12 protein-coding genes, 1 pseudogene and 1 other annotated feature are annotated in these 14,312 nt (G+C 40.9%); of the genes and pseudogenes, 10 read left to right on the forward strand and 3 right to left on the reverse strand.

Annotated features, from left to right (window positions below; all coding sequences use genetic code 11):
• Positions 1-40: 40 nt before the first annotated feature.
• Positions 41-862, reverse strand: a complete 822-nt coding sequence (gene proC, locus ACVC9U_RS06585) for a pyrroline-5-carboxylate reductase (RefSeq protein WP_441390337.1) — start codon at positions 860-862, stop codon at positions 41-43.
• A gap of 44 nt (positions 863-906) precedes the next feature.
• Positions 907-1,108: a binding site (T-box leader), on the reverse strand.
• 145 nt (positions 1,109-1,253) lie between these two features.
• On the opposite strand from proC, the gene ACVC9U_RS06590 reads away from it, so the two are divergent.
• The 3 genes from ACVC9U_RS06590 (at position 1,254) to ACVC9U_RS06600 (ending at position 3,411) form a co-directional block, all read left to right on the forward strand.
• Entirely contained in the window at positions 1,254-2,207 is a 954-nt protein-coding gene (locus tag ACVC9U_RS06590) for an MBL fold metallo-hydrolase (RefSeq protein WP_041817457.1), read from the forward strand.
• 9 nt (positions 2,208-2,216) lie between these two features.
• Positions 2,217-2,999 carry an SDR family NAD(P)-dependent oxidoreductase gene (locus tag ACVC9U_RS06595; protein ID WP_075752466.1) on the forward strand — a complete coding sequence of 261 codons (783 nt, stop codon included), beginning with the start codon at positions 2,217-2,219 and terminating at the stop codon, positions 2,997-2,999.
• 295 nt (positions 3,000-3,294) lie between these two features.
• Complete coding sequence (locus tag ACVC9U_RS06600; RefSeq protein ID WP_419762504.1) at positions 3,295-3,411, forward strand: Rok-like winged helix domain-containing protein; 117 nt, start codon at positions 3,295-3,297, stop codon at positions 3,409-3,411.
• A gap of 621 nt (positions 3,412-4,032) precedes the next feature.
• On the opposite strand, the gene ACVC9U_RS06605 is transcribed toward ACVC9U_RS06600, so the two are convergent.
• Positions 4,033-4,761, reverse strand: a complete 729-nt coding sequence (locus ACVC9U_RS06605) for a hypothetical protein (protein ID WP_441390340.1) — start codon at positions 4,759-4,761, stop codon at positions 4,033-4,035.
• A 319-nt stretch (positions 4,762-5,080) separates the two neighbouring features.
• Here ACVC9U_RS06605 and ACVC9U_RS06610 point away from each other — a divergent pair.
• From ACVC9U_RS06610 to ACVC9U_RS06620, 3 genes and pseudogenes are all read left to right on the forward strand, one after another.
• A pseudogene (locus tag ACVC9U_RS06610) lies at positions 5,081-6,339 on the forward strand (MFS transporter).
• Between the two features lie 114 nt (positions 6,340-6,453).
• On the forward strand, positions 6,454-7,560 hold the full coding sequence (locus ACVC9U_RS06615; protein WP_048350171.1) for a response regulator aspartate phosphatase: 1,107 nt from the start codon (positions 6,454-6,456) through the stop codon (positions 7,558-7,560).
• Positions 7,557-7,697: a hypothetical protein gene (locus ACVC9U_RS06620; RefSeq protein ID WP_154495338.1), complete on the forward strand. Its 141-nt coding sequence runs from the start codon at positions 7,557-7,559 to the stop codon at positions 7,695-7,697. Before ACVC9U_RS06615 ends, ACVC9U_RS06620 begins: the two co-directional genes overlap by 4 nt.
• A 1,015-nt stretch (positions 7,698-8,712) precedes the next feature.
• Here the strand turns inward: ACVC9U_RS06620 and ACVC9U_RS06625 are convergent.
• Complete coding sequence (locus ACVC9U_RS06625; protein WP_050821076.1) at positions 8,713-9,330, reverse strand: hypothetical protein; 618 nt, start codon at positions 9,328-9,330, stop codon at positions 8,713-8,715.
• A gap of 948 nt (positions 9,331-10,278) precedes the next feature.
• On the opposite strand from ACVC9U_RS06625, the gene ACVC9U_RS06630 reads away from it, so the two are divergent.
• The 4 genes from ACVC9U_RS06630 (at position 10,279) to ACVC9U_RS06645 (ending at position 14,040) form a co-directional block, all read left to right on the forward strand.
• Positions 10,279-11,001, forward strand: coding sequence for a poly-gamma-glutamate hydrolase family protein (locus ACVC9U_RS06630; protein ID WP_080131438.1), 723 nt, complete (start codon positions 10,279-10,281; stop codon positions 10,999-11,001).
• A gap of 53 nt (positions 11,002-11,054) precedes the next feature.
• On the forward strand, positions 11,055-11,564 hold the full coding sequence (locus ACVC9U_RS06635) for a DUF3189 family protein (RefSeq protein WP_041817455.1): 510 nt from the start codon (positions 11,055-11,057) through the stop codon (positions 11,562-11,564).
• 459 nt (positions 11,565-12,023) lie between these two features.
• Complete coding sequence (locus tag ACVC9U_RS06640; protein WP_020452081.1) at positions 12,024-13,289, forward strand: MFS transporter; 1,266 nt, start codon at positions 12,024-12,026, stop codon at positions 13,287-13,289.
• A gap of 46 nt (positions 13,290-13,335) precedes the next feature.
• The gene (locus ACVC9U_RS06645) at positions 13,336-14,040 is read left to right on the forward strand and encodes a thioesterase II family protein (protein ID WP_075752470.1); all 705 of its coding nucleotides are present in this window, start codon (positions 13,336-13,338) and stop codon (positions 14,038-14,040) included.
• Positions 14,041-14,312: the final 272 nt, after the last annotated feature.

Raw genomic sequence — 14,312 nt, forward strand, 5'->3', positions numbered from 1 at the left:
GAAAAAACGGGAACAAGCGACACGCTGTCTCCCGGTTTTTTTAAATTTTGGCCGCAAACATATCCCTGATTTCCGCAGAACGATTCGCCGCTTCTTTGACGCAGGATATGACAATCTGTTCAAACTGATGGTCGTCAAGCACCCGAAGGCCTGCTTCCGTTGTCCCTCCGGCGCTTGTGATCTCTTTTCTCATGACAGAAGGATTCCTGCCGGTTTCAAGCATTTGAGCCGCACCTGACATCATATCGATAATCAGCTGTTTCGCCGTTTCTTCAGGAAGCCCCAATTCCGCAGCCGACGCCTGCAGGGCTTCGACAAACCGATAAACAAAAGCGGGGCCGCTTCCGGCTAAGGCTGTCACCGCATCAAGGGCAGATTCCTCAACGATTGCAACGCTTCCGACTGTCGCAAAGAGGTCAGCCGCTTCCTGCATCTGCTCTTTCGTCACGAGCGGGCTTGCCGCAAAGGCTGTGGCTGATTTTTGAATGGCGGCCGATGTATTCGGCATGGCCCTTACAACTGGCAGCTCAAGCCCGGCATAGTGCTGGATCGTGTGAATCGGAATGCCTGCAAGGACGGAAATCAGCAGCTGATCTTTTCGCAAATAGGGGCGGAGTGCGGCTATTCCGTCCGCCGCGTCCTTCGGCTTCACCGCCAAAACGAGTGTATCCGAACGGGCGGCGACTTTTGCTGTATCGGCTTCTCCGCATACCCCGTATGTCTCGCTTAATTCACGAAGCCTGGCCGTATTCGACTGATTCGTGACGAATATTGCTTCCGGCTCCATCGCACCGCTTTTGACAAGCCCCTTAATCATCGCTTCAGCCATCGAACCGGCTCCGATAAATCCCATTCGTTTCATTATGAATTCCTCCTTCTAAAAAACAAAAAAACCTTTCCGTCTTCACAAAGGACGAAAAGGTTTCGCGGTACCACCTTCATTAGCATATACATGCTCAGCTCTTGCCCCGTAACGCGGGATACGTTTAGGTTTGCCTAAGCGCTCAGAGGGCAGGTTCAACAGGCAAGCGGGCTGTGAAATCTTTCAGCCGTGGATTTCACTCTCTTTCGCCATTGCTCGTTTACTATTCCTCTTCATTGCGTCTTCGTTCATTTACCTGCATATATTTGTTGTTCATTATGCTATGAGGAATGATGAAATGTCAACAGGCATTTGAAGCAAAAATGACATGCGCGGGAGAAAAAGGTAAAATATGATCAACATCAATTCGCAGGATGAGGAGAATCAAACGATGAAAGACGCAAGAATCATTCCTATTTCATTGCCGACTCCGTTTGCAGTCGGAGACGTCAACATTTATTTGGTCAGAGGCGAGGCGCTCACTCTGATCGATGCCGGGCCCAATACAAAGGAGGCGGCCGCCGTTTTGAAGAAAGAGCTGGCCGGCCAGGGACTGTCATTAAACGATATCGACCAGGTCGTTCTGACCCATCATCACGCTGATCACGCCGGACTGCTGGACGAATTCCCCGCAGGGGTCAACATCATCGGCCATCCGTTCAATGAACCGTATATCAGCCAAAATCCCGATTTTATTGAAAAACAAAAGGCCTTTTTTACATACCTGTTTCAGCGATTCGGCGTTCCCGGCGATATGAAGCCGCCGGGGCTTACGGTAAAAGCGTCGTACCGGTTTTCCTGTAATCGGACATTGACAGAGACCGTTTCAGAAGGCGCGCAAATTGACGGGCTTGAAGGGTGGAGGGTTCTTGAGACGCCCGGACACGCCGCTTCACATATTGTCCTTTATCATGAGGAGCTTGGAAGCATGCTCGGAGGAGACTTGCTGTTAAAGCCGTCTTCTTCAAATCCGCTTCTGGAAGTGCCGCAAAAAGGAGAAAAGCGCCCGACTCCGCTGCTGGACTATTTGAAATCGCTCGGCAGGCTGCGAGAGCTTCCGCTCAACATTATTTATCCCGGCCACGGGGAGGAAATCACAAAAGTGAATGAGCTTGTCGCCAAAAGGCTGGAAAAGCAGCGAAACAGAGCCGAAGAGGTGTACCGCATCCTTTCTGAAAAACCGCATTCACCTTATCAGATATGTCAAAAACTGTTCCCTGCAGTCTATGAAAAAGAGCTGTTCTTAACGATGTCAGAAACGATTGGGCAGCTTGACGATTTGGAATCCCAAGGGAGGATCGGAGCAGAAACGGCCGATGGAATCGAGTACTATTACGCAAAGTAGGTGATGAACATGCAGCAAAAGTTGAAAGAGCAAAACGTGATGATTACAGGGGCTTCAGGAGGACTTGGCGAACGGATCGCATACCATGCCGCCAAGGAAGGAGCCGAGATCATTCTGGCTGCGCGCAGAAGAGACCGCCTCATGGATTTGAAGCAAAACATCGCCGATGAAACCGGTGCAAAATGCCGCATCATCGCATTGGACGTCAGCCGGACGGATGACATTAAAGCGGCGTTCCAAGAAGCCGGTCCGGTTGATATTCTTGTGAACAACGCGGGATTCGGTATTTTCGAAAGCGCGCTTGACGCTTCCCTTGAAGATATGAAAGCGATGTTTGAGGTCAACGTATTCGGTCTGATCGCCTGCACGAAAATGGCACTTCCGCATATGATCAGGCAAGACAAAGGCCATATTATCAACATCGCCTCACAAGCGGGCAAATTAGCGACGCCCAAGTCAAGCCTTTATGCAGCAACAAAGCATGCTGTGCTCGGATATTCAAACAGCTTGAGAATGGAGCTTGCCGAGACAGGGGTCAACGTGACAACGGTCAATCCTGGACCGATTCAAACCGATTTTTTCAAGACGGCCGATAAAAGAGGGGATTATGTCAAAAACGTCGAGAGATGGATGCTTGATCCGGATCAGGTTGCTAAGAAAGTCGTCTCGGCAATGATGACGAACAAGCGCGAAATTAATCTTCCAGGCTGGATGAACGGAGTCAGCAAACTCTATCAGCTCTTCCCATCCCTGGTTGAACGAGCAGGCCGGAGCGCTTTCTATAAAAAATGATCGTCTCTCGAAGAAAGGAACGGAATCGTCCGTTTCTAGACTAAAAAGAAAGCTAGAAAGTGTCATTGATCCTGATGAATTTGTTGAAATTGCAAAAGAGATTGGAATTGAGAATCTGACAGAACAGCAGCAGAATTATTATTTATACCCTATAAATAGAAAAAAACAAAGTGGAATCATGGGGCGCATCAATAGGGGCATTGAAGAAGGAATAAGCAGCGGATAAAGTTGTCAGAGATTTTAAAGATATTAAAAATCTTCTTGTCCAAATCGCTTCCCACCAACTAGCCTTGTCATTAACAACATGACTACTTTTATTCAAGGATTAATGAAGCATCACCCAGAAGTTAAAAAGCCATATTGTGGTCGATATGTTTTGGAGATTCATAAGGTCGAAGAGAAGTCCTTTTAAAAGGGCTTTTTTTATGTGTAAATTTTTTTGATAACATTTTGGATAGTGTATAACAGAACTTATATTCGGAATGAGGTAAATAATTTGAAGCCTGCAATTTCGAACTTGAAAATGCCTTTCATGAAAAAATTATAATTGATCTCTGTGTCCATGCGATGGAACAAGAATTTATAAAGCTGAAGCAAGTGGCAACAAGAAAATAGAGGAATATTATCAGCTCAAATTAAAAGAACTGTTTTCCTAAAGAAAATAAACGATTATTTGAGAAAAGAAAATGTCAAAATACAAGAGGTTGTTGTATGTGATGGCATGTTTGTAAAATATCCATATTACATTAGGAGCAAGGAAGGGGGCATAAAAGAAGGGGAGGCGATGTATTGGAAAGCTGCCTTAAAATTGCACATGATAAGGAAACTAAATCATCTTTGAGATGAGAGTAACTCATGTTTTAGGTAGCCAAAAAAGCAGAGATGTGGAAACACCTCTGCCATTCATTTTATGCAGCAGCAGTTTGATAATAAGCGATTATCCCTACCGCTAATAATACAATCATTACTGCCAGAATAGACCACAAGATGGTTTTTGCTTTTTTGGACATTGGTTTCACCTCACAGTCGTCGATTAATCAAGCCTGGTTTTTTTGTAAGTCCTCTTTCCATTTTTGTCGCCAACAGCTTTAAGATGCACATTCCCTAATTGCACCGCAAAATCTTTAAGTGGCCCAATCCGATAAAAGAAGCTTCCTGTGACAGCTGCCTTATTGTCACCTGTTACCCAAGCATTTTTGCCAACTGGGTTTAATTCTGTTCTGACGACAGGATTCCAGTTTCGAACTACATAAGCGCTACTAGAGTTAATTTTTTTCACTTTGCCTTTAGTAACACTATAGTTTACTGAGACCCTATATGTAGTTACAGGTGCTCCAAAAAATTTAACTGAATCTGTGTAAGAAACTGCCTTATTTGCTTGAGGCTTCGCAATAATATCCTCTTCTTCATTTACTTCTGTATTTATAGTTAAAGCATTTGTGTCAAACTTGGTAAGATTGTCAACAAACTTCTGTTGATCTTCTTTAGGCATCGCCTTAAATTGGTTTAATACATTTTGTGCATCAAATACTGCGGAAGAAACATATTCTGGTGAAACTCCACCTTTTATGGCATCTTCTTCACTATAGTTGGCCAGGTAATTGATATAGTCCTCTATAGTGTATTTAAACGCTGTATCATTGGCGTGAACCTCTGCGGCCGATATTTGACTTGGCACTGTCAATCCAATTGTAGCAAAAACAGCAACAAAAAACAGAATCAATTTCCTTATTTTTCCTCTCCCTCTCAAGCTTTTTTCCAAGGATTATGACCTACACCGTATCACCTATACTTTTGATTAATTTGCCCCTATACCCACCCCCTTTACCTAAAGGTTAACAAACAATCCTCCAAAAATAAACAGTTTTTGATGAAAATAGGTAATAAAAGCTCAATATTTTGAAAATATGTCAGTATTAAAGTCTTGATCCAATTTCAGTATATGTGGTGAATGTCTAGCAATCTGACATATATGAAATTACTTCAAATCAAAACCATGATTGACTAATGACAAATAAATGGATATTGTATTAAAATGAATAACTGTAAAATTGAGGTATTGATGTAAGGGGGACAAAAATATGCAGAAAAGCAACAGCTTCTGGCAAAAAAACTTCACCTTTTTATTCGGCTCCAAAATGGTGAAGATAACCGCAGACAGTTTTGCATTTAGCACTATTCTGTGGTTTTTGATTTTAGATGGTAAAGGGGCTATTGGTACAGCTTTTTTGATATCTGTTAGCTTTCTTCCTCAAGCGATTTTGGGGCCGATCATTACACCATTGATGAAAACATCTACATTAAAGTTCTGGATGTTCTTCTCAGACTTGACTAGAGCGTCAATAATGCTAATCATCCCAATATGTTATTTTAATGGTTTTTCTCCTTTGTGGTTTATTATATTGCTAATGCTTATACATTCTGCAACTGGAGCTTCATATGATCCAGCTTCTGTTTCCTTAATTCCGAAAATTGTGAAAGAGGATAATATCCAAAAAGCTAACGCAACAATTCAGTCATCTGGTCAAGTTGTTAGATTAGCCGCAGTAACACTTTGTGGTGTTATGATAGCCATGATTGGAGCAGCATACACAATGTTGATTATCCTTCCGCTTTATATTCTTTCAGCCCTGCTAGTTCTTTTTATTAATTACAAAGCTAAAGAAGATGAGGTTAATGGAAAGGAAAACAAACCACGGGGAGGATATTTCAAAAAATTAAAAAGAGGGTTCGCACTTGTACGCAGGCATCATATTCTGTTTCCGTTAGCTCTTTATTGTGTGTTTTCAAATCTTGCATCAGCTCCTTGGGAAGCACTTTCAGCAGTATATATCTCTGAGGAACTCAATGGAGGGCCAATCGTTCATTCATTTGTAAGAGTGGCCACAGCTGCCGGTGCATTTTTATTAGGATTTGTATTGGCTAAAGTGAAAATTAATCGGTATGGTCTATTGTTTGTTGTTGCTGGCATGGTAGAAGGAACTGCTTTTTTTGTAACTGGAATGAATTCAATTTTGCCGTTAGTATTCATAGCTGCATTTGCATTAGGGGCTACAATTAGTGCAATTAATGTTCCAGAACACACAATCATTCAAATGTCTGTTGATGATGAAGATCAGCCACAAGTCTATGCGATCATAAATATGATTTCTTATGTCATGATTCCATTAGGAGCTTTAATTGGTGGATATGCTGCAACAGTATGTGGGTCAGGGAAGGTCATAGCAATAGGGGGGGAATCGAAATTATTGCAGGGATCTGCATTCTTGCATTCACTAGGCTTGGTAAAGCACAACGATCCGACTTAATTGCTGAAAAGGATCAAAGTTTAAAGATATGATAATCATACAAAACATTATATAATTATAGATTTTCGATTCTCAATTTTTTGAAAATATGCTACGATGGAAGAAGTTACATATTTCCAAGGTGGTTTAATAGGGGGAGGTTACTATTGATTGGTCAAATTGCTCATCAAGAAATTGCGAATGATTTGAATGAATGGTATAAGTCAATAAAACAGAGAGATAAGAGTAAAGCAACTCAACTACATCAAGAGATTAGTGATAGGTTGCCCAACATGTCAGAAAATCAAACTGTTTTGCTTTATTATAATCTCATTGAATCCAGGTATAAGCTTTTAATGGAAAGGTTCAATGAATCCGGAGAGATTTTAAGCAATATTAAAAAGTTTAAAGACCTTGAAAAAAACACAGATGACATCATTCAGTATTATTTTTATTTCTTTTCCGGAGTATATGAGTTTTATCAAAAGAATTATATAAAAGCAATCAATTATTATAAAAGGGCTGAAATAATGCTACATAAGATACCTGATGAAATGGAAATGGCAGAATTTCATTACCAGGTGGCAGTTGCTTATTATAGAATTGATCAGCATATTTTTTCAATTAATCATGCAGAAAAAGCATTGGAATCATTCAGAGCAAACAGCCTCTATCATGAAAGAGAGATCTATAGCGAAATGGTTCTTGCCGCTAATAAACTCGATATGCTCAACTACGAAGAAGCTGAGGCCAACTATCTAAGCGCAATAAAGAAATCAAAATCAGTAGGCAGTAAGTATTCAGAAAGTTTAGCTTATTTTAATTTGGGATTATGCTACGGGCGTATGGAGTTATATTCAAAAGCAGCTGAGTCTTTCAACAAAGCTTTAGACAACGAAGACCTTAAAAGTGGTGTTGTTGGAATAAAGTCAATGTTTGAATTAACTCATGTTCTATATAAGGACCATAAATCGGACGATGCACAAATTTGGTTCAAAAAAGGATTTTCTAGAGCAAATAAAGAAGGAGAAAAAGAATACGAAGCGAAATTTATATTTATTGATGGTCTCTACAATACAAAAGATACTCTATCTATGGAAAAAGGGTTAGAGTACCTTGAGTCGCAAAACTTATGGACAGATGTTTCTGAACTGTGTCTGGATGCAGCTCATTATTACAAAAACAAAGGCGATACAGCAAAGTCATCCCGCTATTTCGAAAGAGCTCATCACGCAAGAGACCAAATATTAAAGCTATTGGAGGAATTAAAATGAAAAAAGCCATCAGCGTTGTTATTGCATCGACTATCCTTTTAACAGCTGCATTTTTTGTAACAACATCAAGTAATACTCAATTGGGTAAAACCGCTTCAACTAATTTTCAAATAGCAGGTAAAGCTGAATTTGGATGATTTCCCAATTCATTTAACCGGCGACCACCACTATGTGGGAAATGGTCGCCTTTTTCTCTTGAAAAGGTTGTATCAAAGACTAACCATTTGATTATGTTATGGGTGGTCTTTTTTTGTGTTAAATGTTGCTTAAATTATGCCAGAAAGGGGAGGGATCATGTCATCAAAATTAAATTCAACAAAATTTTTATTAGCTCGACAGCTTAGAAACATTATGACCATCGAAGCTATGTTTGTTTTAAGAAAAGAGGCCCAAGTGCTGTTATCGCTTGGATAGCATGCCCAAAATATATTAGCAGCTTTATTAGCGGGAAAGACGAGGCGATGAAAGATGCTGTTAGTCGATATCTCGCTGAGGGAAAAATTTTGGATGAAGCTTATGGTATGCTTGAGGTAATATGTTACAGTAAGAATAGCTCACATAAACGTTTGTATTTGATTCCAAGAACTCAAAGAGGTTTCCTTTTTTTAGAAAGGCCTGTACATGAATTTCCCCTTTGGATACATTAATTCCAACTACAGGATTCACTGTTGTTGACCACTCTCTTTTTTGTCTTAACCGGTAACTCCTATCCCATCTCGACCCATATTTTCGCTTGTAATACGAGATTAATGTCTCAACCAGCTTAAACTTGCTTCAACAAGTAGAATGGTGAACAGTTTTTTGGCGGAATCTGTGGTTCTATAGACTTCCTCGCTCTATTCGGCTACCTTTATCTCAGAAAGATCAATTAAGAATACTATATAAGTAAACTTAATTGATCTACTATACGAATAGCCCTCAAGCTTGGAAAACTTAAAACAAAAAAAGATCTAATAACTCGTATTAAGATCTATAAACCAATTCTCTGACCGTACGGTGTACCAGCACCTGTAGTCTTGCTAACTTAAGTTGTAATACCTTTGATAGCCAAAACATAAGTTTTAGACTCAACTGTTGCCCCAGTCGAAATGAAGCTTAATGATCAGCCTTTATTTTAGCTTAACTAAAATCCATTCCAATAGCTTAATTTGCTTATTGCACAACAATAATATCAGGTTCGCCATCTTCTCCAATAAATGCTTCACCTTCATCAACAGATACATAAAAGCTGATGTGATACACGTTTTGAGAATGAGGCGGCAGGGACAACTTCTCTGGTTTGAGATCTGATCCTCCATCATTACTTGGGTATACGTAGACATCTTCTGTATTTTTTCCATAGTTGTTTATCTTTACAGAACAATCAATGTTTAGCTGGTCATCCATTGTTTCATACTCACAGGTGCTTTTGTTTTTTATATACTCAACAGCTTCTAAACCTTTTGCGTTCGCTTTCAAAATAAACATTGATTGCTCGGTGAGCAAAGGGTAAAGAACAGCAATCGCAATTGAACCTAAGACAAGCTTCAATTTGATGCGAGGAACTTCCTTGTAATGGCTAACAGCCAGAATAAACCCCACAACAACTATTATAAGCGCAAGAATAGCACTGTAATGGAGACCTGTTGACTCTGCATTGTTGCTCCAAGCTGGCAATCCTAAGAACCGAAGAATGATATCACCGGCAGCTTGGTATTGGTAGGTGTTGACTCCAAATATTAAACCAAAAATTATTAACCCAACACCAATAAGCCCTTTAAATCTCTTCATATTCTCCCTCCTTTTTTCTTCCTCTGTTTCTGTATTTTTTATTTTACTTCCCGTTCCATTAAAACTCAAGGTAATTTAACATAATTAGGAATTTGAATAAATGTTTGGGAGTAATCCAATGGAAAGAAAAGGGCGGAAGCGCTTTGCAGATAATAAAAAAGGTTCGAGAAGTGCTGGAGAAAACAAATCGTACTAAAGAAGAGATTAAAATTAAATAGTGCTCTAGTTTCGGTGGGCTTACACGTTCAGGATGAATAATGGCCAATTTTTCACGCCAATCGAAGTAGCAGTCTTTACAAGCCTAATGATGGGGATCGAGGGAGGACGAGTTTTTTAGACGTTCTTCCTGACTGCGAAATACATCGAGTAGAGCTAATGGCTGAAGCAGCACGTGTTTCAGAGGTCTGCTATCCTCATGCTTCTATTTATTAAGGGGATACAGTTGAAATGGAATGAGTTGAGTCATTTGATCATGTAATAGTGAATCCACCTTACGGACCAACGATCGACAATTGGGAGTTTGCAATTCCTTCGAAACGGAATCGTCCGTTTCTTTTTTATTTGCATTTTTTTAGATGATCTCCTGTCAGAGAGGCTCAAAATATCATATAAAGACAGGGAGACTTTGTCCCTCTTCAAACCGCTGCACCGAACCTGTGCTTCCTTCTATAGGCTTTGCTTGATCTGAAGGCACCTGTCCCGTCTGAGGCAATCGATATAAAAATACTGTATGCCGAAAGATTCCGTGCTTCCGGGAACACGTGCCGGCCGCTGATGAAAAATAAGGTAAAGGTCGCTTTCGTTATGCAGTTCTTCTTATATAAAATGGCAACTGGGTGACGAAAAGAAGTAATATTTTACCATTTATTGAGATTCTCTCATCCCGGCCGAAACATGATATCACGTGATACTCGCAACAAAATACACGATAAAAGGAGTTTCTTAACGGTGCAGGAAGAATGGAACCCATTGATGAAAAGTCGTTGCATCATCTGGTTAGTCACGGGGATTTACTTAACGGTCATCTTTCAATTTCCGCTGCAAAGCGTCGCTTCATCCGCAGACAAATACACCAATTTTGCCGAGCTTGCCGAACATGAAACAGAAGGAGAAGATTATCAAATCGAATATACAGACATGGGCACCGAACTGTTGATTCTTTCGCCGCACGGCGGAGGAATCGAAGGAGGTGTCAGTGAACTTGTCCGCGCCTTCAGCGCCGATTATTCCACTTACTTATTCGAAGGAATCAAACCCTCGCAAAACTGGGATCTTCACATCACAAGCAACAATTTTGATGAACCGCAGGCCGTCAAAGCGGTCAAAGAGCACAACTATACGCTGGCTTTTCATGGATATCATGACATCGTTGAACATACGCTTGTGGGGGGAACGGATACCGGAGGGGCGAAAGCAATTGTCAGAGCGCTGCAGAACAAAGGTTTTTCAGCGGAGCTGGTCAGCCCAAGCCACCGGCTTGCAGGGGGAAATCCCGAAAATATCAATAATCAATGCAAAACAGGTCAAAGCATTCAATTGGAAATCAGCACGCCTCAACGAGAGGCTTTTTTTTCGGAGTTCGGCCTGTGGACGCGGGCAAGTTCTAAAAATGAGACGTTCCAAGCGTATGTCTCAGCTGTTAAAGAAGTTTTGGAAACACGGTATAAATAAGATTGTATATTTGGGTCACATTAAAACTAAAGACATTTAAGAGGGTGAGCATGTTGATCTATATATACAACTGTTACGGCGGCACTCATTCATCTGCGCTTGCCGCCGCTTATCATCTGAAAAAGCTCCCATTCAGCAGAAAACCGACGAAAAACGAAATTTTAAGCACCGACTGTTTTAATCAATTAAGTCCGAAGGAAATGGGAAAATTAATTTTTCACGGTCTAGATGAAGAAGGCCACCAGGTGTACACGATCGGCCGAGGATCATCAAAAGCGGTCATTCCAGCCATGCTGGGCGTTTTCGAGCTGTTTGAAAAAAGCGGAAAACTGCAGGAAAAAGTCATTTTTTCAAACACGTCTCCGACTGTGCCCATTGCGATGACATTCGGCGGTTTATTTTCAAGGAGGCTGAAAATCGATCCGATCGGGGTTCCTTTGCTGGTGCTCGGAGCGCAGCAGGCATACCAAGACATCATCAAACTGGTACAGCAAACAAAAGACCGTTCAAAAACGACTTCTTCGGTGATCGAAGTGCTGGATAACAATTTCATAAAAAAATGAACATCTAAACAGCTTCCGGTATGCTGAGTCTTTCGGCTTCCATATCGGAAGCGTTTTTTTGTTTTCTTGATATAGTAATTACTTTTTGAAAAGGACATTTTCTAAAAAATTGAATATAAGATAGAGGATATTGTTGAAATAGGACGAATCTATAACCTTAGAATTACTTTTCATAAATTTACTTCTTTGTAAATTTGAAGGGGAGCGATCGGGGATTTCCCTATCACTTTGCTAGAGAATACTATCTGAAAGAAGAAACGGGGGGTTAAAAAGACGGCTGCAATCGTTATGAGAAGCAGCGATTTTATATTGGGAAATTCAATCTGCGACACTTTAAATGATAGAAGTGTAGTTTTAAAAATGAAAATCAACGTGATAAGAGACGGAAAATTAGAATGATGTTATTTTTCCAGAATAACAAATGGAGCCGTCTGTCTCAATACAAATTAGGAGGCGCCTATGAAAAAAATGTTTTCTATTTTTCAAAATAAAAATTATGCGCTGCTGTTCTTCGCATCCTTTACCTCACAAATGGGAGGGATCATCGGACTCACTGCACTCTTGTTTTACCTTCTAGACCGTTTTTCCAATCAGCCTGCATATGCCACAATGACCGAGCTGATGCTGTCATTGCCTACATTGGCTGTGTTTTTTCTCGTCGGTGTTTTCGCGGATAAGTTTGACCGGCAGAAAATCGCCAAAAACTGCGACTGGATCTGTATGGGACTATCTATTGTATTACTGCTGTCTCTCTATCTTGAATGGATGCCGTTTACATTTGCCGTTCTTTTTTTAAGAAACGCCGTTAAAAGTTTTTTCACTCCTGCCCAAACTTCTCTTATTCAAGGAATATTATCTGAAAACGAATATTCGCTGGCCGTCGGATTGAATCAAATGGTAGCCAGTTTATTTATGCTGTTCGGAAACGGGCTTGGCGTATTTTGTTATTGGACGCTTGGAGTTGAAGGAGCCGTCATGGTTGATGCAGCCAGCTTCGCACTGAGCGGGCTTTTGATTCAAGCCTGCCGGATCTCCGATGCCGTCCGCATGCCAAATGGAAAACATTCCATTAGACAGCTGAATATCGCTGGTATATGGAAAGATTTCACACTTGGTTTTACTTATATTCTCAACCATAAATTGCTGCTTGCCCTCGTGTCCGGATTCGTCCTTTTCGGAGTTGTCAATGGGGGGCTCTCGGTCATGCAGGTGTTTATACTAAAATACAAGCTTGCACCTGGAAACTATGAAGAAATGTCGATTGTACTCGGCATTGTTTTCGGTGCGGGGTTTTTGGCGGGAAGCATCGCCGCATCCTTGCTTTCTCAAAAATTGAAGCTTTATCAACTTTTGATCCTGGCGCTGATTGTTTGCGGTTGTGCCACGATTTCCGGCTCCCTGGTTAAAAGTTTGTGGCTGTATATGGTCTGCTCCTGCTTTATCGCGGTTTCTCTTCCAAGCATCAACGTTGCCATCGGAGGATGGATACCAAGCATCGTCAATCCGAAAATGATGGGAAGGGTACAGGGGTGGATTCATCCGCTTATGATGCTCTCACAGTCGCTGACCCTTCTGTTTATTGCGTGGCTTTACCCGGCATGGATCGCGCTTGAAAGCTTGTATTGGCTAGTCGGGGGAAGCCTGATTGCTGTTGGCGTTTTCTACATGATTATCCTTCCGAAGTTTTTAGCGGTGAACCGGACGGCTGACGTATCTGTCGATTAACGGCTTATTCACCAAAAAATATCTACAACGAAAGGGAATGATAGAAATGAAATTATTTTGCCTGCCTTACGCCGGCGGATCCGAATCCGTATTTTATTCCTGGAAAGGCCATATGCAGCCCGACATTGAGATTTATCCGATTCAGCTGAAGGGAAGGGGCCGGCGTTTCAACGAGCCTTGTTACGAAAGCCTTGAAGAAGCAGTTCAAGACATTTTTGAGCAGGTTCAAGCTGAACGAAAAGGTGACGACTACGCTCTTTTCGGGCACAGCATGGGAAGCCTTTTGGCATATGAACTTTACTATCAAATGAGCGGGGCGGGAGCTGAAAAACCGGTTCACATTTTTTTCTCGGGCTATAAAGCGCCAAACAGGATCAGAAAGACAGAAAAACTGCATACCTTGCCCAATCCTATTTTTAAGAAAAAAATTGTCGAGCTCGGGGGAACGCCTGAGGAGCTCATCAATCATGAAGAGCTATTTGAATTGTTTATCCCCATTCTCAAAAGCGACTTTAAAATGGTAGAAAACTATATCTATCAAGAAAGAAACAGCAAAATAGATTGCGACATTACCGTTCTCAACGGAAAAGAAGACGCCATGAGCAAGGAAGATGTATCCGATTGGAAACATCATACTTCAGGACACTTTACAGCCTATTACTTTGAGGGGAATCATTTCTTTTTGCACCATCACGTTGAAAAGATCACCGAAATCATCAATCATTCACTGACAGCCAGCCGGACGTTTTAACCTGCGATTTCGGCGAGATTCAAGCCCGGGTCTAATCTATTTTTCCTTCTTCGGACGCTTCAAAAATTACTTTTATTATAATCGGAACAGTGTTTTTTAGATCTTTTGATCTATTTGGTGTTTATCTTGTCTCATAAATACATGTTTAAACAATGTAAAATATAAAATATCCAATTCATAAAAAATTAACCATTATTAAACAATATTCCCATGGAAAATAATGATTATTTTTGATAATCTGTTTTCACAAGACGGAGGTTCAATAAAAAATC

Source organism: Bacillus sp. GM2 (assembly GCF_056155945.1).

Excerpts from the sequence above, each read along its gene's own strand:
- ACVC9U_RS06620 (WP_154495338.1), top strand. The coding sequence starts at position 7,557 with ATGAAAAAAGCCATCAGCGTTGTTATTGCATCGACTATCCTTTTAACA.
- proC (WP_441390337.1), bottom strand. The coding sequence starts at position 862 with ATGAAACGAATGGGATTTATCGGAGCCGGTTCGATGGCTGAAGCGATG.
- ACVC9U_RS06590 (WP_041817457.1), top strand. The coding sequence starts at position 1,254 with ATGAAAGACGCAAGAATCATTCCTATTTCATTGCCGACTCCGTTTGCA.
- ACVC9U_RS06640 (WP_020452081.1), top strand. The coding sequence starts at position 12,024 with ATGAAAAAAATGTTTTCTATTTTTCAAAATAAAAATTATGCGCTGCTG.
- ACVC9U_RS06645 (WP_075752470.1), top strand. The coding sequence starts at position 13,336 with ATGAAATTATTTTGCCTGCCTTACGCCGGCGGATCCGAATCCGTATTT.
- ACVC9U_RS06625 (WP_050821076.1), bottom strand. The coding sequence starts at position 9,330 with ATGAAGAGATTTAAAGGGCTTATTGGTGTTGGGTTAATAATTTTTGGT.
- ACVC9U_RS06595 (WP_075752466.1), top strand. The coding sequence starts at position 2,217 with ATGCAGCAAAAGTTGAAAGAGCAAAACGTGATGATTACAGGGGCTTCA.